Origin of the sequence: Paenibacillus tepidiphilus (genome assembly GCF_008635795.1) — a bacterium.
Lineage (GTDB): Bacteria > Bacillota > Bacilli > Paenibacillales > Paenibacillaceae > Paenibacillus_AQ > Paenibacillus_AQ tepidiphilus.
In genome coordinates, this window is sequence record NZ_VWRQ01000011.1 from 170,368 (window position 1) to 188,722 (window position 18,355).

Annotated in this window: 19 protein-coding genes; 7 read left to right on the plus strand and 12 right to left on the minus strand. The window is 52.9% G+C overall.

Going from position 1 to position 18,355, the window contains the following annotated elements; all coding sequences use genetic code 11:
* Positions 1-9 precede the first annotated feature (9 nt).
* The 5 genes from F1379_RS15845 to F1379_RS15865 form a co-directional block, all read right to left on the minus strand.
* Positions 10-669, minus strand: coding sequence for an amino acid ABC transporter permease (locus F1379_RS15845; protein ID WP_150271448.1), 660 nt, complete (start codon positions 667-669; stop codon positions 10-12).
* Between the two features lie 30 nt (positions 670-699).
* The gene (locus tag F1379_RS15850; protein ID WP_150271450.1) at positions 700-1,473 is read right to left on the minus strand and encodes an amino acid ABC transporter substrate-binding protein; all 774 of its coding nucleotides are present in this window, start codon (positions 1,471-1,473) and stop codon (positions 700-702) included.
* Between the two features lie 149 nt (positions 1,474-1,622).
* Positions 1,623-2,402: a DUF817 domain-containing protein gene (locus F1379_RS15855; protein WP_150271452.1), complete on the minus strand. Its 780-nt coding sequence runs from the start codon at positions 2,400-2,402 to the stop codon at positions 1,623-1,625.
* A 178-nt stretch (positions 2,403-2,580) separates the two neighbouring features.
* Entirely contained in the window at positions 2,581-2,949 is a 369-nt protein-coding gene (locus tag F1379_RS15860) for an MmcQ/YjbR family DNA-binding protein (RefSeq protein WP_150271454.1), read from the minus strand.
* 5 nt (positions 2,950-2,954) lie between these two features.
* Positions 2,955-3,836 carry a LysR family transcriptional regulator gene (locus F1379_RS15865; protein WP_150271456.1) on the minus strand — a complete coding sequence of 294 codons (882 nt, stop codon included), beginning with the start codon at positions 3,834-3,836 and terminating at the stop codon, positions 2,955-2,957.
* A gap of 112 nt (positions 3,837-3,948) precedes the next feature.
* On the opposite strand from F1379_RS15865, the gene F1379_RS15870 reads away from it, so the two are divergent.
* Positions 3,949-5,313 (plus strand): MFS transporter, encoded by a 1,365-nt coding sequence (locus F1379_RS15870; protein ID WP_150271458.1) that lies wholly within the window; start codon positions 3,949-3,951, stop codon positions 5,311-5,313.
* Here F1379_RS15870 and F1379_RS15875 read toward each other — a convergent pair.
* The gene (locus F1379_RS15875; RefSeq protein WP_150271460.1) at positions 5,278-6,186 is read right to left on the minus strand and encodes a LysR family transcriptional regulator; all 909 of its coding nucleotides are present in this window, start codon (positions 6,184-6,186) and stop codon (positions 5,278-5,280) included. The genes F1379_RS15870 and F1379_RS15875 overlap by 36 nt on opposite strands.
* 196 nt (positions 6,187-6,382) lie before the next feature.
* Here F1379_RS15875 and F1379_RS15880 point away from each other — a divergent pair, with 196 nt between their 5' ends.
* Both F1379_RS15880 and F1379_RS15885 read left to right on the plus strand, forming a co-directional pair.
* Complete coding sequence (locus F1379_RS15880; RefSeq protein WP_150271463.1) at positions 6,383-6,976, plus strand: ankyrin repeat domain-containing protein; 594 nt, start codon at positions 6,383-6,385, stop codon at positions 6,974-6,976.
* A 54-nt stretch (positions 6,977-7,030) separates the two neighbouring features.
* Positions 7,031-8,377 carry a uracil/xanthine transporter gene (locus tag F1379_RS15885; protein ID WP_150271465.1) on the plus strand — a complete coding sequence of 449 codons (1,347 nt, stop codon included), beginning with the start codon at positions 7,031-7,033 and terminating at the stop codon, positions 8,375-8,377.
* Positions 8,378-8,504: 127 nt separating this feature from the next.
* Here F1379_RS15885 and F1379_RS15890 read toward each other — a convergent pair whose 3' ends face one another.
* On the minus strand, positions 8,505-8,960 hold the full coding sequence (locus F1379_RS15890) for a DUF454 family protein (protein WP_162551181.1): 456 nt from the start codon (positions 8,958-8,960) through the stop codon (positions 8,505-8,507).
* A 310-nt stretch (positions 8,961-9,270) separates the two neighbouring features.
* On the opposite strand from F1379_RS15890, the gene F1379_RS15895 reads away from it, so the two are divergent.
* The gene (locus F1379_RS15895) at positions 9,271-10,485 is read left to right on the plus strand and encodes a chromate transporter (protein ID WP_150271469.1); all 1,215 of its coding nucleotides are present in this window, start codon (positions 9,271-9,273) and stop codon (positions 10,483-10,485) included.
* Positions 10,486-10,552: 67 nt separating this feature from the next.
* Here the strand turns inward: F1379_RS15895 and F1379_RS15900 are convergent, their stop codons facing one another.
* On the minus strand, positions 10,553-11,200 hold the full coding sequence (locus F1379_RS15900) for a FusB/FusC family EF-G-binding protein (protein ID WP_150271471.1): 648 nt from the start codon (positions 11,198-11,200) through the stop codon (positions 10,553-10,555).
* Positions 11,201-11,473: 273 nt separating this feature from the next.
* Positions 11,474-12,700, minus strand: coding sequence for an NAD(P)/FAD-dependent oxidoreductase (locus F1379_RS15905; protein ID WP_150271473.1), 1,227 nt, complete (start codon positions 12,698-12,700; stop codon positions 11,474-11,476).
* 269 nt (positions 12,701-12,969) lie between these two features.
* Between F1379_RS15905 and F1379_RS15910 the strand changes: the two genes are divergently transcribed.
* The gene (locus F1379_RS15910; RefSeq protein ID WP_150271475.1) at positions 12,970-13,428 is read left to right on the plus strand and encodes a GreA/GreB family elongation factor; all 459 of its coding nucleotides are present in this window, start codon (positions 12,970-12,972) and stop codon (positions 13,426-13,428) included.
* 88 nt (positions 13,429-13,516) lie between these two features.
* On the opposite strand, the gene F1379_RS15915 is transcribed toward F1379_RS15910, so the two are convergent.
* Positions 13,517-14,335: a DUF2935 domain-containing protein gene (locus F1379_RS15915; RefSeq protein ID WP_150271477.1), complete on the minus strand. Its 819-nt coding sequence runs from the start codon at positions 14,333-14,335 to the stop codon at positions 13,517-13,519.
* Positions 14,336-14,529: 194 nt separating this feature from the next.
* Here F1379_RS15915 and F1379_RS15920 point away from each other — a divergent pair, with 194 nt between their 5' ends.
* Both F1379_RS15920 and F1379_RS29775 read left to right on the plus strand, forming a co-directional pair.
* Positions 14,530-15,468 (plus strand): GerAB/ArcD/ProY family transporter, encoded by a 939-nt coding sequence (locus F1379_RS15920; RefSeq protein WP_150271479.1) that lies wholly within the window; start codon positions 14,530-14,532, stop codon positions 15,466-15,468.
* Positions 15,453-15,629: a hypothetical protein gene (locus F1379_RS29775; protein WP_162551182.1), complete on the plus strand. Its 177-nt coding sequence runs from the start codon at positions 15,453-15,455 to the stop codon at positions 15,627-15,629. The genes F1379_RS15920 and F1379_RS29775 overlap by 16 nt, the downstream gene beginning before the upstream one ends.
* 19 nt (positions 15,630-15,648) lie before the next feature.
* Here the strand turns inward: F1379_RS29775 and F1379_RS15925 are convergent, their stop codons facing one another.
* The gene (locus tag F1379_RS15925; RefSeq protein WP_150271482.1) at positions 15,649-16,839 is read right to left on the minus strand and encodes a Ger(x)C family spore germination protein; all 1,191 of its coding nucleotides are present in this window, start codon (positions 16,837-16,839) and stop codon (positions 15,649-15,651) included.
* Positions 16,840-16,850: 11 nt separating this feature from the next.
* Positions 16,851-18,332: a spore germination protein gene (locus F1379_RS15930; protein ID WP_239004692.1), complete on the minus strand. Its 1,482-nt coding sequence runs from the start codon at positions 18,330-18,332 to the stop codon at positions 16,851-16,853.
* Positions 18,333-18,355: the final 23 nt, after the last annotated feature.

Genomic DNA, 18,355 nt, shown 5'->3' on the forward strand with positions numbered 1-18,355 from the left:
GACAGTCCTCTACTCGAATTTGAAACGTTTCTCCAGCCCCTTAAAGAATAAGGTCAGCACCAGTGTCATCAGCAAATAAATAACGCCTGCCACCACAAACGGGGTCACTGTAAAGTCACGGTTTACCGCCGTCTTCGCATAGTTGAGCAGCTCCGGTACAGCTACGGCATAGAGCAAGGCAGTATCTTTTACGAGAGTAATCGACTCATTGGCTACCGCAGGCAGAGCCACCCGGAACATTTGGGCCAGAATTACCTTGCGCAGCGTCTGCCATTTACTGAGACCGAGCACCTTGGCAGCTTCGTGCTGGCCCTTGTCAATAGAGAGCAGCCCCCCGCGGAAAATCTCGGCGAAATAAGCCCCGTAATTCAGGACGAACCCCAGACAGGCTGCGACAAAGCGGTCGAAGACCAGATACTCGCCAATTACCGGAATCTGCGGCAGACCGAAGCAGAAGAACAGCAGCTGCAGCAAGAGCGGTGTACCGCGCATGACGTAAATATAGGTGTGGGCGATCCAGGCCAGGGGCTTCAAGCGGCTCTTGGCCATCAGCGTAACCAGCATCCCGAGCGGGATGGACAGCACGATGACGATCAGGAACAGCAGGATGGTAGTCCGCGCCCCCTCCAGCATCGGTCCCGAAATTTGTATAATGTAGTCCAGATTCATTGCTTCAACCGACTCCTAATGATCACTGTCTTAATTCAGTACCTTGTTCTCTCCGAACCATTTGGTGGAAATTTCTGCGGCGGTGCCATCGCTGCTCAGCTCATCCAGTGCTTCCTGCAGCTCTTCCAGCAGAGCCTCATTGTCCTTCTTGATGCCGACCCCGTATTGCTCGGGAGCCAGTGATTCATCCAGCAATTTATACGTATCCGGCTCAATGGACATATAGTATCTGGCCACTACCTCATCAATAACCACGCCGTCCACACGTTTGGACTTCAGATCCGTCAGAGCCAGCACATTGTCGGAGAATTCGGATACCCCGGCAACCTCGTCCTTGATCGGATTGGCATTCAAGGCATCAGCGGCCGAGGACAGGCTCTGCAGCCCGACCTCCTTACCGGCCAGATCACTGAGCTGGGCCAGTTCGGAATCCGCCAGCACGACAACAACCTGGCTGTTCTCCAGGTAAGGCTTGGTGAACAAGACCTTCTCTTTACGTTCGTCCGTAATGGTGTAGCCGTTCCAGATCATATCAATGCGTCCGCTGTTCAGCTCGGATTCCTTGGCCGACCAGTCGATCGGCTGGAAGGTAATCTCTTTGCCCATTTTCTCGGCGGCCGCTTTGGCATAATCAATGTCGAAGCCGACAATTTCATTGTTCTCGTCGCGGAAGCCCATCGGTGCAAACTTGTCATCAATCCCGATGACCAGCTTTCCGTCTCCGTTATCTGCACCCGAGCAACCTGCGATCGTGGCCATTACCGTAAAGGCTGCCAGTATTACCCCAAATTTCCGTCTCTTCATCTCTTTCTACTCCCCCTAGTAAGTTGCTTGCAGCATCATACGCTTTAGTTCGCTACCACGTTATCAGAGTATCATAATAACACAAGCTGTGAATGCCGTCGATAGCAAAGAGAAAGACTCCCGCCAATCGGGAGCCGCTGAGAGAGAAATCAGATTCTGTTACCGCCTTGTCTTGTCGCCTTAACATGCTTCAACTGCGCCACGATAATAACGCTGATGATGACCAAGAGAAACCAGGAGCTGATCTTGCTGAAGCTGACCGGCTGCCAGACTTCGTGCTGGTCGGGGTACTTCCAGGCATTGAAGAAGGTGGCGATATTCTCAGCCAGCCAGATAAAGAAACCTACAATGGCAAAAGCCAGCGTCAAAGGCATCCGGTAAGTCACTGTCCGCACCCGGTAAATGATCCACGTTCTCCAGAAGACAACGACGACAAGCGCCGTCAGCCACCAGCGGAAATCCGGAAGGAAATGATGGGTGAAGAAGTCCAGATAGATGGCCCCTCCCAGCAATCCCGCACTTAACAGTCCGGGCCAGCCGGTCATATCCATATCCAGCCTGCGCCAGATTTGGCACATGAAGCTTGCGACGCTTGCATACATAAATCCGCTATAGAGCGGAACCCCGAACAGCTTGGTCAGCCCCGGTTCCGGATACGCCCATGAACCCATGTGCACCTTGTAAATCTCCAGCAGCAGGCCGATAATGTGAAAGACGCAGATCACCTTGATCTCATCAAGTGTCTCCAGTCCGGAGCGGTACATCAAAACCTGTACGGTCAGCAGTACAAGCAGAATCAGATCATACCGTTCAATAAAAGGCACCTGAACGGTGCCTGACAATGCCAATGTCCCGAAGATCGCCACCGGAAAAATGCAGCTCATCGCCTGATGATATCCAAAATGCAGCAGCTGTACGATTGATTTCATGAATGAAGCACCTCGCCGTAAGTATTGTAAAACTAATTTATCGTTTAACAATAAATTAATATTTATTTATAATATATTATTATTGCCCGAGATGCAAAGACATTCCCTTTTCAGACAGCAAAAATAACCCGGGCAAGCTTGAGAGCAAGCTTAACCGGGCTCATTGTTTACTGTGGTGTTATTGCGACTGGATTTCCGGAGTATCACGGTGCTTACGCTTCAATTTGGGCCGGGTCAACTCGTAGCTGTGCCGAACCATCTCACGGATGTCATCACCGGACAGCTCACCATCCAGAATTAACGTGTTCCAATGCGTTTTATTCATATGGTAACCCGGCGTTACTTCCGCAAATAAGCCCCTCCAGAAATCTGCCCGCTCCGGTTCACATTTCAGATTGACGCACAGGTGGCCGTTCCGGTAATAGACGAGTGCGAACAACTTTTTATTACCGTTGTGGCGGACAGCTGTCCACTCAATGCCGAAGGGATGGTCTTCGTAAGTGCTTGAGAAAGACAGACAATAATCAATGATTTCCTCATAGGTCACCCTGGCTAACGCTCCTTTATACTCCGATAATATTCCGCTGCAATCTTGCGGAATTGCAAAGCCGCTTGTGAAAGGTATCGATTCTTGTTCCACAATAATGCGATTTCCCTGGTCAGTCCTTCATGCTCGACACGGAGGCAGGTTACCGCTTGCCGCGAATATATTGCCGTGCCCGGAATGAAGGCGATGCCGATTCCGGCTTCCACCAGGGCAGTGATCCTGGCCGGCTCGTCCCCTTCGTACACGTATTTGGGTCTAAATCCCGCCGTTTCGCAGATGGAGTCCGCCAAATCACGGGTACCGTACCCCTGCTTGACCCCCACAAAGGACTCGTTCCGCAATTCAGACAACGCCACACTTTCCCTCTCCGCCAGAGGATGTCCTGCGGGAACCGCTATAAGGATACGGTCGATGAATACGATTTGAGACGCAATATCATCCCCGGACAGCGGAGGGGATGATATGCAGTAATCAACCTCACCCCGCTGAAGACAGGCAATCATCTCCTGCGCAGCTAACATCTGCACATGAAATTGCACTTCAGGCATTTGCTTGCGGAACTCCTTGAGGATTCCCGGCAATGAGCTGGCTGTATTCACCGCTAATTCCAAAGTACGCTGATCCCGGCCGGACAGATCAGTGAGCTCCTGTCTCCCTTGCTCCAGCTCGAACAAGGCCCGCTCCGCACGGTGGAGGAAGCTGGCCCCATAGGTATTAAGCCGCAGCTTCCGGCCAGTCCGGTCAAACAGCGGCACGCCCAGGTCTTCTTCCAGGCGCTGGATCGTCTTGCTTAATGACGATTGCGTTACATGCAGGCTTTTGGCTGCCTCGGTCATGTGCTCCAGCCGGGCGACGGCGAGAAAGTACTGTAATTGCAGAAGCTCCATAATACCGCTCCATTCATTCCTTTTGATCTATGGAATTATAACATAAAATGCGTTGGAATATATGATAGCAATCCTTTACGATGGGTTCACGACAACCGAGGAGGACTTTAATATGAATACCCGCAACAACAAAGGATTGATGATTTCTGTAGGCTTGGGAATCCTGCTGAACCCGTTAAACTCTTCGATGATCTCTGTGGCACTGGCTAGACTGCAGCAGGTGTACCGCCTGCAGTATACAGAGGTATATTGGATTATCTTTGCCTTCTATATCGCGAGCGCGGTTGCCCAGCCGGTGATGGGAAAGGCCAGCGATATCTTTGGCCGGCGGAAGATATTTCTCGCAGGGCTAATTATAGCCTTCCTCGCTTCTGTTCTGGCTCCGCTATCACCCGGCTTCGGCTGGCTTGTCTGCTTCCGGATTGTGCAATCCATCGGGACAAGTATGATGGTTGCTGTCGGAATGGCCATCGTACGGATATATGTTACCGAGCGACAGGCAGCTGCGCTGTCTGTGCTGTCCATCTTTTTGTCCGGAGCGGCGGCTGTCGGACCTTTCGTTGGCGGCGTATTGATTCACTGGTGGGACTGGCATGCCATTTTCTTCGTCAATATCCCGTTCGCCGCCGCGAGCTTCGTGATGGCCTGGAAGCTGATTCCTCGGGATGCTCCCCGCACAGAAGCGGGTCATTTATCCATTCGCAACTGGATGCGTCTGCTGGATGCTGCTGGCATTGTATTGTTTGCTGCAGGTCTGGTTGCCCTGCTCACAGGGATTCTGTCTGTCAAATCCTCCGGTCAATTCACCCTGGGCAATGTCATGCTGATGGGCATTGGTGTTATGCTGTCATGGGCTTTCCTGCGGCATGAGCTGCGGACGGCGGCACCGTTCATCCCGCTTCGCAGTTTCGCCAGACATCCGGCAATGGCTTTCGTTAACATCCAGTTTATGCTGGTGAATGTGCTGTTTTATACGCTATTATTCGGTCTACCTACTTATCTGCAATCGGTTAGACAAGTCAGCGAATATCATACCGGTATTCTGATGCTGAGCTTAGGCTTGTGTTCGCTCCTGGCTTCGCCGTTGGCGGGTAAATGGGTAGAACGCTCCGGCCCGCAGCCGGCGTTATTCGTCTCTGCGCTGCTCATGACTCTGGGCTCCCTCTGGCTCATTATTACTGTGGATGCCGCTTCACCAGTAATTTATGTATGTGCGCCTTTGGCGGCATTCGGGATCAGCAACGGGTTAACCGGTGTTGCTCTACAGGCAGCATTATTTCAAAGCTCTCCCAAAGAAATCATCGGCGTAGCCTCCGGTGTATTCAATACCTCAAGATATTTGGGCACCATACTCTCTTCATTGCTCGTCGGCATCGTTATGGGGGATCAGTTTAGCGCAGCGGGCCTGCAGACACTGGGCATCATCCTCGGCCTGATTGCATTACTGCTGGTATTCATGAACCGGCGGCGTCTCTGATATCGTCTGGATAAGCCGGATGGCCGCCTTACTTAAATATTGGCGTTTCAGCCAGATGACGGCTGAGCTGGAGACCGCCTGCGGGTCATCGATCCGGTGTGTCCGGATACGACCGCGCTTATATCTGGACAGCGAGGTTTCCGGCAATATGGATGCGCCGAACCCGGAGGCGACCAGCTCCATCAGCATTCCGATATCGGAGCATTCACCGATAATCGCCGGGGATAACCCCCGCGAACGGAACTGTTCCAGCAGCAGATTGTAGAGGCCAAGTCCCTCCGTACTGGGCAGCAGCAGCGGATACTTCGTTATCGTATCATAGGAGACCGGCTCTCCGTGCTCAGGTAGCTTACGCCCGCCGTCCTCCCCGGTTACGAAAAATAACGGCTCCTCACCCAGCATCGCACAATCGAAGTCCGTCAGATCAATCGGCAGACGGACAATGGCCAGGTCCAGCGCCTTCTCCCGCACCAGCTTAACAAGCATGTTCGTCTCGTTCTGCTGAATCTTGAACGTGACCTTCGGATACCATTCACGGAACACATTTAGTGCACCGGGCAGCCGGGCATCGGATAAGGTATTGACGCCAACCGACAGCTTGCCCCTGATGCCCAGCCCCGACTCGCGCACCTCCGCCTTCGCTTCTTCCATCAGCCGGGTAATCGTCAGAGCATGCTCATATAGTGTCTTGCCCGATGCCGTAAGCTCCAGATGCCGCCCGCTGCGGCGGAACAGCGGTACGCGAAGCTCGGTTTCCATCAGCTTGAGCTGCTGGCTGAGCGGCGGCTGCGACATATGCAGTCTTTGCGCTGCAGAGGTGACCTGCCTTTCCTCCGCCAGTGCTATAAAATAACGCAGTTGCTTTAAGTCCATGGGGATTGCCCTTCCTATATGTTTTTCATATACATTTGTAATGAAATTAATATTTTTCCTATACTAATGCCCATGATACCATAAATACGTTACACAAACATGGAGGGATAATGTGAGCTATATACCCCGCTGTTTCTTATTGATACTGCTGCTGGTGCTGGCAGGCTGCGCGGAAATTACGGAGGGAGATGAACCCATGGCAAACGAACTGATTACGGCTGCGGAACGGGGAGATACGGCTGCAGTAATGAAAGCGCTGGAGCAAGGTGCAGATATTAACGGCCAGGATGAACGCGGCAGAACCGCAGTACTGGCTGCAACGCACGGGAACAAGCCTGAAACCGTTAAGGCTCTGATTGAAGCCGGTGCGGATCTCAATCTGCGGGACAACCGTTCCGATAACCCGCTCTTGTATGCCGGTGCGGAAGGCATGCCCGAGATCGTCAGGCTGGCGGTAGAAGCGGGAGCGGATACGTCGCTGACGAACCGTTACGGCGGTACAGCCCTGATTCCGGCCGCGGACCGTGGCCACGTGGAGATTGTACAGTACTTACTCGAACATTCGGATGTTGATGTCAATCACATTAATAATCTGGACTGGACGGCATTATTGGAAGCTGTAATATTGGGAGACGGCGGAGAGAGACATACTGAAATCGTCCGCCTGTTGATCAGGCACGGTGCAGATGTCAATCTGGCCGATAAGGACGGAGTCACTCCGCTCGCACATGCAGAACGCGGGGATTATGACGAAATGGCCGCCCTCCTGAAGGATGCGGGAGCACACTAAAGACTCCTTTTCGGAGCAACACATCAAGATTAACGGAAAGCTGGGAATGAAGAAATGCTGTGGAAGAGATTTGATTTAGATATAAGCTCACTGCTGGCTGGCGTGCAGTGGCTTTTCTTTTTGTTTACGAACACTGTGCTGGTTCCGCTCTCGGTCGGCCATGCACTGGATTTGAGCTCTGCCGAAATAGCCGCCTCCTTGCAGCGTTCCTTCATCTTAACGGGTCTGCTCTGCATCGTGCAGGCCTTATGGGGTCACCGGTATGCGCTGATGGACGGTCCGGCCGGTGTGTGGTGGGGTCTGGTGCTCGGGATTTGCGCCTCTGCTCCGGCCATGGGGATGGATGCAGCAGCGGTGGCTGCAAATTTGACAGGCGGGTTCCTGCTGTCCAGTGTGATCGCAGTCCTGCTTGCCCTGCTTGGCTTTCTCAAGCTGCTGCAGCGGGTGTTCACCCCAACAGTGATGGGGATCTATTTGCTGCTGCTCACCTTTCAATTGGCCAACACCTTTTTTAAAGGGATGATCGGTTACAATGACGGCGGACAATGGGACTTGCAGCTGGCCGGGCTTTCCTTGTTCGTAATCGCCGTGGTCACGGTAATCCACCTGAAGGCCAAAGGCAAGCTGGGGCAGTTCTCCCTGCTTGCCGGGATTGTCGTCGGCTGGATTGCGTATGCGGTACTGTTCGGGAGCGGCGGCTCTGCGGCCGCTGCCGCCGGAACCTTGGAGATGTGGCACTGGCTGCCCTGGGGGCTGCCCGCATTCGAGCCGGGGATTATGCTGGTTGGCCTCATTGCCGGTCTTGTCAACATGACCAATACTCTGACGGGCATCATTGCCGCAGGCAAGCTGTATCAAGAGGAGGCTGAGGACAAGCAGTACATCCGCTCCCTGCTGTTCACTAACCTGTTCTCCATCGTCGGAGCCTGCTTCGGCCTTATTCCGTTCGGCACATTTGCCTCTTCAATCGGCTTTCTGGAGAACACGAAGGTGCTGCGCCGCTCAGCACTCATCATCGGTGCCGCGCTGCTGATGCTGGTCGGCTTCGTTCCGCCGTTAAGCGGCTGGCTGGCGCTGATGCCGATGTCAGTCGGCAGTGCCGTACTGTTCGTAGCCTATCTGCAAATGTTCGGCACGGCGCTGAAATCGCTCAGCGGGGCGTCGCTGAACGCCAAATCCATCTACCGCATCGCCCTTCCGGTCCTCACCGGCATCGGAATTATGAATATGCCTGCCACGGCCTTCGCGGAATTCCCGCCGCTCCTGGCACCACTCGCTTCCAACGGCTTGGTGGTGGGGGTTATTGTGGCCATCGGCATGGAAGCTTTCGTGCGATGGGAACGCTTTGACGGCAAGTCTACGGGAACGGCTGTGCAGAAGGAATCCTACTCCATTAAATAAATCTATATACAACATAAGGGTATTCCTGAAAGCCGCATCGGCTGTCCAGGAATACCCTTTCTTGTACCATTCAACTATTTTAGCGCTTCGACTGCACCTGTTCTTGCAGATACATTCGCGTCAGCAGTTATGCCTGCCCTCCATCTTCGGAACCTGCGGCGGCAGCTCCCTGCGGCGGTGCTGTCTTTAACCATATAAATAGAGACACCTGGATGAGACCCAGTGAAACCGCAACAATCTTGACTACCGGCAAGTCGGTACGGACAAACATGATCAGCAGCATGGTCCATACGGTCGCCGTAATGGCAGCCTTCTTCTTCAAGGTCATGCCATGGCCGTCCATGATCGGCTGTACCTGGGAGCGGAAGAATGCCGTGCCCTTCAGCCAGTTGTCGAGTCTCTCGGAGCCCCGGGCCAGACACAAGGAAGCTAAGAGCCAGAGCGGCGTAGTCGGCAGAAGCGGCAGCACGATGCCGATCGCCCCGATACCGATGAGCAAAATTCCGAGAATGAGAAAAGTCCAGCGTTTCAACCTGCCGCTGCGCGGCGTTTCGGCAGATTTCTCAGCGGCTGCAGCGTCCAATGCGTTCATCTCCTAACCGTTGTTTGTGTATGTTCAAGCTACCTGGCGATATGATCCATAATTTCATAGCTAACCTCATATGCAGTACTGCTCATTGAGAATAATGTGCCTATCTTCACTTTGTCAATTCATTCGGCGGTTTATTTGTTGTTTTGACATATTCACCTGCGGTCCGGACCCATATTTAACACAAATTTTACATTCGCGTTATGCAATACCTCCTCTTCTCTCTTCTACTTATCGTAGAATATGCGGAAGGCAGCACCATTTATCCGATCCGTCGGATTTGCAAAAAGGAGTGTACTGCAGGATGAATGACCATCAAGAAAATACATCTCAAAACACACCGGCAACCAGGCTGCAGATTCTGCTGGAGCTCTTCGGGGTATCGGCCAAGCTGGGGCTGACTTCCTTCGGGGGGCCGGTCGCCCACCTTGGTTATTTTCACGAAGCGTATATACGCCGCCGCAAATGGCTGGATGAACGCAGCTATGCCGATCTGGTAGCGTTATGCCAGCTGCTTCCCGGTCCGGCCAGCAGTCAGGTCGGGATCGGGATCGGCATCCACCGGGCCGGCCTGATCGGCGGAATCATAGCCTGGATCGGCTTCACCCTTCCCTCTGCCGCCGCACTGGTGCTGTTCGCTCTGCTGCTGCAGGGCTTGGATCTCGGAGGCGCCGGGTGGATTCACGGTCTGAAGATTGTAGCCGTTGTCATTGTCGCCCACGCCATACTGGGCATGGGTCAGAAGCTAACGCCTGACCGTAACCGGATCACGGTTGCGGTGACTGCCGCTGCTGTCAGCCTGATGTGGCAGACCGTGTTCACCCAGGTAATCCTGATTGGCGTGGCGGCATTAATCGGAATGAAATGGTATGCTCCAAAGGAAATTCCCGAAGCCGGCCCGCCCGCTGTTCAACTTAACCGGAAGCTTGCTGCAGGCTGTCTGGTTCTCTTTGCAGGGCTGCTGATCGTGGTCCCGCTGCTGCGACCCTTCTTCGCATCCGGCTGGCTCGCACTGTTCGACAGCTTCTACCGCGCAGGCTCACTCGTATTCGGCGGAGGCCACGTCGTTCTGCCTATGCTCGAAAGAGAGGTTGTTCCGGCGGGCTGGGTCAGCCGCGAGGATTTCCTGGCCGGTTACGGGGCAGCTCAGGCAGTGCCCGGCCCCTTATTTACATTTGCCGCCTATCTCGGCGCGATGAAGGGCGGTTTGGCCGGCGCAGCCATGGCTACGGCGGCCATCTTCCTGCCCGCCTTCTTGCTGGTCGCCGGCACTCTTCCGTTCTGGGATGATCTGCGCAGACTTCCCGGGGTCCAGGGGGCCCTGAGCATGGTAAATGCAGCCGTCGTCGGCATTCTGCTGGCCGCCTTGTACGATCCGCTCTGGACATCGGCCATCCTGGCTCCTGCCGATTTTGCGCTTGCGGCCATTTTGTTCGTCCTGCTGGTCTTCTGGAAGCTTCCGCCCTGGGTCATTGTCATCGCCGGGGCGGGAGGCGGAATCCTATTGAATTACCTATAAGTTGTTGCTTTACGGTGCTAATAACGAAAAGGGGCTGTCCACGTGGACAGCCCCTTGCCTTCATTCCTTATTTGCGTGCCGTAAGAATAAACTTCTCCAGTGCTTCAGTGTGGGTAATGCTATGATTGCATGCTTCGTTGTCCAGGCATACATAGTGGCCATAGCGGGATATATTATCCGCCGAAGCATACGCGGCCTTCGTCTCCACCGAGAAGAACGCCAGCTCCTGATGCCGGTTGCAGAACAGGCAATACCCCTTCTTGTGGGTCGGCGTAATCCGCCCTTCGATACCGACGAACTGTCCATTGAACGGATAGACGATGAACAGGCGGTTCGTAGCGATATCGGACCAGCCCAGATAGGTGACAAACCTGAAGTCGATGGATGACAGCTCCGGAAGCTTCAGCTTTTTATTTTTAGGGAACAGCTTCTGAATCTGCTTCGCCGTAATGGACGGGAAGGGTTCGAGCTCGGATTCCAGCGCGCCAAGATATCTCTGAAACTCATAGGCCGTCTCAAAGCCCGAGATTTGTCCCAGCCTCCCCTTCTGCTCTTCGGTCAGGACAGGGAACGCATCGAGAATCGCTGCGGCTGCGGAATATCTCACCGTTTCCAGCACCTTCCGGTCCGCGACGGTCCGCAAAGTCTTCTGCAGGAATTCCGCTTGCTTCTTAATCACATTCAGTTGATGGTTTCTAATAAATGGTGTATTCATGGATCTTTAGCCCCTTATAGTTTAATGAGTAGGTTATAAGGTGCAAAGCCCGTTATTAGAAACGATAAAATCATTATGGGCGATCGAATTCAATTCTCCCGCACCTCACGCAAAGTATCGCCCCTGTTCAGGCTTTGCATGAGGACTTCCTGGTCCATGAGCAATACAGCATTGCCAACGGTAAGACCCCCATTCACAGATGATGGGAGAAGTATAGCAAAATTCGGCGCAGGCGACAATTGAATGCGGTGAAGCGAATGAATCTTGTCCGGGTCAGTGCTTCACGAGCAGCGGCCGGTTCTGCAGATACATTGCCAGATCCGGGCTATGCCCCTCCGTAATTTCCTGGACAATGATCCTGGAGAGCAGCTGGCTGTATACGGTGCCGTTGTCCCCGTAGGCAAGCAAGAAGTAGCTGCTCGGGTAGTCATCATATTTCCCGATCATCGGCACTCCATCCACGATGCCGCCGTAGAAGGCTGCGCTATAATATTCAGGCTTCACCGTGATGCCGGGGAACCGCCGGTTAAATTCTGTTATCAGCTGATCCTTCTTGTGCAGCAGCTTGCTGTCACGGTCCTCCGGTATGTTCGTGTTCTCGTCCAATCCGCCGATTATGACCCGGTTATCCGCAGTCGTGCGGATGTAAATGTATGGACGTGCAGTTTCCCACAGAAGGGTGCGTTTATACCAGGAGGATAAATCCGCCACAGGCTCGGTGGTGACTGTATAGGTGCTGACGAACGAGGCCTGCTTCTCATTGCGGATCTCTATATTTTCATAACCGGCTGCAAAAATAACGTACCGCGCACTGACCTCATGCCCCTTCTTGGTACGGATAATCATCCGCTGCAGCTCGCGGTCATAATGATGGCCGTTCACCTCGGTATGCTCATACACTTGTACGCCTTGGGCGGCTGCATACTGCAGTATCCCGTGCGTAAATCGGAATGGATTCAGCTCCCCGTCCTGGTAGGAATAGATTGCAGCTTCCCGGCTAAAAGGATAGGCCTGTTCGATTTGCGCCTGGGTCCAAAAGTCGATTTCGATGCCATGCTCACGGATGTATTCGTATTCTGTGCGCAGACGCTCGACGTCCTCTGCACAACTGGCGGCGTATAGTGTGTCCCGGCGCTGAAATTCACAGTCGATAGGAGCACGCCGGGATGCAGTCTCGATATCGTCAATGGCCTGCTTCAGCAGCTTCAGATGCCGGGCGACATACTCTTCGCCGAAGGTATGGACCAGCGAAGTGAACATTTTCTCGCCCGAATATTGAATGATGGCAGTATTCGCGCTGGTGCTTCCGCTGCCGACTGTCCCTTTCTCTAGGACGGCAACGTCCAGGCCTGAGCCCGCCAGATAGTAAGCACATTGCGCTCCCGAGCTGCCTCCGCCGATAATGGCCACGTCACAAGTTACATTCGTTGTCAGAGCCGGATAAGACGGCACCTCCGGCAAAGTACTCGCCCAATAATATGTTCCAGATTGTAGATTCATGGTTACCTCCTGCATGTAGCTAGCTGCAGGTTAGTATTTCCCGGGATTGGAACAGTATGCAGGTTAAGGCCTGTCTACTCATCAGGTCGCTCTTGATTGACACGATGTACCGCTTTTGTTATGGTCATGAGGTAAGGCATTTCGTCCCCGCACGGACGGAATGTCTTTCGTTCATATACAGTGAACACTAAACCTTTGGAGGTATGAGATGAACAAGCAATCGTTAATTGTGATCGTCCAGCGCACAGGTAAAGGGGACCCGATCTATTATGAACCATAGTCTATTGCTGCAGGGCCCGAAGGTCCAACTGCTGAATCAGCTGCTGTTTTTTGACGAAGGGCTGTCTTCCTTTCTGAGTGAATATTACCCCGAGCCTGGCCCGGACCGTGTCCTTGTCGAGCGTACGTTGAAGCAATATACATCTGTGGTTGAAGGTATTCTGCAGGATTTCTCGCTAAACCGCCTGAATTCATGTGCATTGATCGGGAGTAAAATTGAAGTGGAGTATCTCGATGATTCTAGCGTGGAGTGTTATACCATCGTATTCCCTGGTGCGTCCGATCCGGGCTGCAATGAGATATCGTTCCTCTCACCGATCGGACTGCAGCTGCTAATGACAGAACCGGATGAAAACGTTGAACTGGAGGTTCCTTCGGGCATCCTGTCTGTCCGCGTAAGAGCTATCCGTTATCACAGCAATGAAATCACGGACTCATACCGTACTTAGTCTGAGCTGACTACGATTATCGTCATAGAGAACAATACAGAAGGACGAACACCATGCCTCTTCCGGTCGGTTGTTCGTCCTTCTGCAGCTAGAACAGAATTTCCCGCTTATTGACCTTAACACCCGACAACGATTTCTCGAACATATCCAGAATGAACAGGAAATGCTCCGCCTCCCGGTAGACATGATCAGCCAGCAAGGGGTGAATGATGCTCTTGATCCGGCATTCGGCGATTAGATCACGGGCCGTTCGCTTGAAATCACGCAGGGATTCAACAGATACTTTATTCTCATCGACAAATTGGCTCAGGAGCGGCACAGTCTGGGATTGCGGACGCATGGAGCTGAGATCTATCGCCTGGAACAGGAGCATATCGAAATCATGGCTGAACTCCCTGGCTTGCTCGACAAGCTTGCGTTCGGACGGGTCCAGCAGATGGCTGATGAATTTGGCGTGGTCCGCCATTATTTTCAGAAAGAACACATTCTCGTCAATGATAGCATCATGCAGGGGCTCCAGCGTGCCGTTGTTCAGTTCCTCCAGCCGGTTGCGGAAATAATTGGCCTCCCGGCTCACATGGTCAACCAGCAGGGGGAAATTATTTTGGCCCGGAAGCTTGCACTGGAGAATAAGCCCCAGCACTTTGCGTTTGAACACCCAAATGTGGCTGACAGCCGTATGTACTTCTATGTTGAATTCCCGGATCGTCTGCGGATCCGTCTCAGCTGTGAAGACATGGGACCGCTTTTCGATGTCCTCAAACAGGGCTTGAAATTGAATGGCCTCGTTGATTAACTGCGTATCCTCACACCTGAAGCCAAGCCGCAGGAACAGCGAATGCTCCTTCATAATACGCGACCAGAACCGTATCTCATCCAATGAACGCACCACAAAAGCAGTGGACAAACAGAATCCCTCCCTTTTTCCAGAAAATATGCTCCTCAGAAAAATATACGGGATGCGATCCGCCGATATTCCATCGTTCTATGAAGGATTCATTACTATCGGGTCCTTGATTCCACGAAGATTAGCGGTTTCCGTTGCTGGATATAATTGTTGTTATGACTTTACATTTATAGCGGTATGGGGCAGGTGTACCATTGGTCAGATTATCCGGTTATCAATTGTTTACCATCACATTTCTTTATCAGCTGGGAACGACTATTATTTTTGGCTTCGCTGCTGGTACCGGACGGGATGCCTGGATGGTGACGCTCTTATCCTGTATTGCAGGCCTGCTCGTTATCTATATGTATATCTTGCTAATGAGAATGAATCCCGGGTTAACCCTGGTCGAATGGTTTCCGAAGCAATTCGGTAAATGGATAGGTCTGCCTGTCGCCCTTCTGTATCCGCTGATATTTCTGTTCGATGCCGGGCGGATTATCGGGGACCTAAGGGATCTGGTTCCGACCACTTTGCTGCTTGAAACGCCGCCTGTTGTGATCGCCATCTCTTTTCTGCTGGTAATCGTATACGGATTGTATCTGGGAATTGAGAATGTGGCCCGGTTGGGAGAGATCCTCGTACCGCTGATTCTGCTGCTCTTCGGGATCGAAATCATCATGCTGTTAAATTCCGATATTATCGAATTCAAGCTGCTGCGGCCAACCCTGTGGGAAGGATGGGCGCCCGTTCTGAAGGCCGTGTACCCGGAGGGGATCACCCAAACCTATGCGGAGACGATTGCCTTGGCCATGTTGTGGCCGCTGGTCCATCCCCGGAAGAAGATAGGCCGGGTAACAGTGCTCGCAACGCTGCTCGCTACGCTCTTCTTTCTGATCTCCGATGTGCTGGCGATTACAATATTCGGGGATGCCTTCTTTAAAAGAAGCATATACCCGCTCTACTCCCTGACGGGTTTGGTAAACATTTCCGGATTCATCACCAATTTGAATCCATTTGTCGTGGTCTATTTTATCAGCACCATCTTCTTCAAGCTGTATCTGAAGCTGTTCGCGGCATTGACAGCCGTGCAGGTCCTGTTGAAAATGCAAAGCATCCGTCCCCTGATGTTCCTGCAGTGGTATGCACTTTAATTATCGGCTTTACGATTTCACCCAATATTGTGGCCCACATTTATGTGCTGGCTGTCCATATCGTCACGCCTTATGTGTGGGTGCCCTTGTTTCTTGTCTTACCGGCGGTTCTGCTCGTGGTGACCTGGGTGCGCAAGCTTGCCGGCGGAGATAAAGCCTGAGCGGTCCGGGTAACGTGATTCAGTGCTCAAGCTCTCCCTCTTTGAGCTGCACCGGCCCTCCTGTAAGGCCGACCCGTTTCACCTTGATGTCCACCTTGACGGTCACAGCCGCCTTGGGAAATTCACTCTCCCAGCGATTTTGCAGACGGCGCCACTGGCTGGGATAATAGCGGAAAATGGTATCCCCGAAATTAAAGATATCCGTCTTGTATTCGCTCTGGACTTTATGGATCAGCTCGGTGAATTGCTTGCGTGTGTGAAGCTCCAGTGCTTGCTCTATGAGCTTAAGATTGGCCACGCTCAGCAGATCCAGATTGGTGCCGTTCTCCATCAGCTCCGCATTGGCTTTCATAGCAATATGCAATTCGGTATTCTCGCCGAACCCGGCCTTAATTTTGCATTTTAAGCTGCTTAGCTTTGCTGTTACTAATCCTGAGCCCTCCGGAATATAGGTCGAGGCATACTGGATGTGGGGCCTTTTCAGCAGCCACAGCGCTTTGGCGGTCTCTTCGTTATTCAGAAAACCGACCAGCTTCAGATCATTGTTAATGACCGCTACGCCGGTATAAGCATATTTATTCTGTTTCTTCTGCTTTTGCTCACCGGATATAGGTGCCTGGACCCTCTCCATGGCCGGAACAATAGCCCCGCTTTGGGAATCGCCATTGACGGAACGAAGCATATTCATGAGTGTCACATCGGCTACCTCCTTCTGTGCCTGATGCAGCTTAAAGTATTCTCTCTGGGACAGACTGCCGAAAGGCGTAGAGCTGTTTAACAAATCTGCAGCGAATCCCCCTTTCACAATGAACAGATCATTGCGGAGCTGCGCCTCCGGCGTTCTTGTATAAATGTCGATAATTTGCTTCAAGCCTTCTCTGGCCAATTTCTCGCCGATGGCAATACTGGTACGCTGACCGCGGTTGATCTTCCGGGTAATGCGGGCTTGCATAGCGGCGGAGGCCTTGAATACATTGTCTCCTTTGGTCATTTCGGTATAGGATTCCTGCTGTGAATTCCCCTCGCTGGAAGGACCAGAAGAATTGAGCGAGAACTGGTTGCTTAATACGAATTCCCCCTCCTCGTTCAAGTCAATTCCTGTCCCGACTTGCAGCGCTTGATCATTAAGCTCCTTGCTGTCCCAGCAGCCGCCGACAAAGACTAGAGATATACAGAGCAGCAATGCTCCGGCCTGCTTCTTGCGCATCATCGGATACCACCTTATCGGTTCGGTTTGGGTTTCTGGCCCTTGGGAATTCGCTCAATGTCGCCTGGTGTCATCAGCTTCGGCAGTGTGTTCATCCTCCAGCGCGGCGCCCGCCACAGCACATCGTTTAATCCGCCGGGAAATAACGGGGCGACCGGGCTGAAATATGGAACGCCGAATGACCGGAGGCTGACCAAGTGAAGAAGCAGCGTCAAGGTTCCCAAGGCAATTCCGTACAATCCCAGCGTTCCGGCCAGAATCAGCATGACGAAGCGCAGCAGCCGCAAAGCGTATCCCAGATCATAACGCGGAATCGTGAAGGAGGCTATGCCCGTGCCTGCTACGACGATGACTACCGGGGCTGAGACGATCCCTGCCTGCACAGCCGCCTGGCCGATAACGAGAGCGCCGACAATACTGACAGCCGAGCCAATCTGTTTGGGCAGACGGATTCCCGCCTCCCGCAGCCCTTCGAAGATCAGCTCCATCATAAAGGCCTCCACGACCGTGGGAAATGGGGTGTTCTCCTGCGCCGCCGAGAAATTCAGCACCAGGCTGGTGGGCAGCATCATGGAATGGAAATTAACAATGGCCACATAGAGCGAGGGCAGAAACAGCGAGGTGGTCAGCAGCACGCTGCGGATTACACGGATTGCGGAAGAATAAAAGGAACGGTTGTAATAATCCTCTGCAGCCTGCAGCCCCGCCCAGAACGTAAAGGGAACAATCCTTACGAACGGAGTGCCGTCCGTGAAAATGGCTATTTTACCCTCCAAAAGATTGGCTGCGACGATATCCGGACGTTCGGTATTCTGAACAGTAGGGAACGGGGAGAGCGGTGCAACTTCAATGAACTCCTCCAGATATCCCGATTCCAGTACGGCATCCATTTGAATCCGGCTGATTCTGCTGCGCACCTCATTCACAATTTCCGCTTTCGCAGTGCCTTCAAGGTAGGCTATGGCCACTTCAGTCTGCGACACCTTGCCTACGGTCATCGACTCCAGCTTTAGGCGGTGAGTTTTCAGCTTACGCCGTACCATACTCGTATTCGTCCGCAGCGTCTCCGTAAATCCTTCTCTGGGCCCCCGGACAACCGGCTCCGATGTAGGCTCTTCCACTGCCCGTACATTGGGATCTGTCAGCTCGGCGCTGAGACCAACCGTCTCATGGTTGAAGAGAATGACCGCTTTGGCATTTAAAATCTCGCGGACCGCCTCATCCAGACTGGAGATTTGGTTTACCCGCGCTACCGCAATGAGCTGCTGTTCGATCCATTCTCTTGTCTGTCCGGGCCGCTTGCCGTCATCCGTTGCAACGTCCCGAATAGCCGGCTGCAATATAAACTGGTTCAAGGCATTCGTGTCGACCATGCCATCCATATAAATAATCAGCTGCTTGTGCCCTGCGGCCAAACTGATTTCCCGGTATACAATATCAGAGCAATTGGTGAACAGCTCTCTAAGCGCCTGTTCGTTGGTATGTAAATCTGTCATTAACCCGCTGCCACTACCGGGAT

Coding starts and splice junctions, on each gene's coding strand:
- F1379_RS15870 (WP_150271458.1), top strand. CDS start 3,949: ATGAATACCCGCAACAACAAAGGATTGATGATTTCTGTAGGCTTGGGA.
- F1379_RS15885 (WP_150271465.1), top strand. CDS start 7,031: ATGCTGTGGAAGAGATTTGATTTAGATATAAGCTCACTGCTGGCTGGC.
- F1379_RS15845 (WP_150271448.1), bottom strand. CDS start 669: ATGAATCTGGACTACATTATACAAATTTCGGGACCGATGCTGGAGGGG.
- F1379_RS15900 (WP_150271471.1), bottom strand. CDS start 11,200: ATGAATACACCATTTATTAGAAACCATCAACTGAATGTGATTAAGAAG.
- F1379_RS15930 (WP_239004692.1), bottom strand. CDS start 18,332: ATGACAGATTTACATACCAACGAACAGGCGCTTAGAGAGCTGTTCACC.
- F1379_RS15895 (WP_150271469.1), top strand. CDS start 9,271: ATGAATGACCATCAAGAAAATACATCTCAAAACACACCGGCAACCAGG.
- F1379_RS15910 (WP_150271475.1), top strand. CDS start 12,970: ATGAACCATAGTCTATTGCTGCAGGGCCCGAAGGTCCAACTGCTGAAT.
- F1379_RS15855 (WP_150271452.1), bottom strand. CDS start 2,402: ATGAAATCAATCGTACAGCTGCTGCATTTTGGATATCATCAGGCGATG.
- F1379_RS15865 (WP_150271456.1), bottom strand. CDS start 3,836: ATGGAGCTTCTGCAATTACAGTACTTTCTCGCCGTCGCCCGGCTGGAG.
- F1379_RS15905 (WP_150271473.1), bottom strand. CDS start 12,700: ATGAATCTACAATCTGGAACATATTATTGGGCGAGTACTTTGCCGGAG.
- F1379_RS15850 (WP_150271450.1), bottom strand. CDS start 1,473: ATGAAGAGACGGAAATTTGGGGTAATACTGGCAGCCTTTACGGTAATG.
- F1379_RS15925 (WP_150271482.1), bottom strand. CDS start 16,839: ATGATGCGCAAGAAGCAGGCCGGAGCATTGCTGCTCTGTATATCTCTA.
- F1379_RS15875 (WP_150271460.1), bottom strand. CDS start 6,186: ATGGACTTAAAGCAACTGCGTTATTTTATAGCACTGGCGGAGGAAAGG.
- F1379_RS15880 (WP_150271463.1), top strand. CDS start 6,383: ATGGCAAACGAACTGATTACGGCTGCGGAACGGGGAGATACGGCTGCA.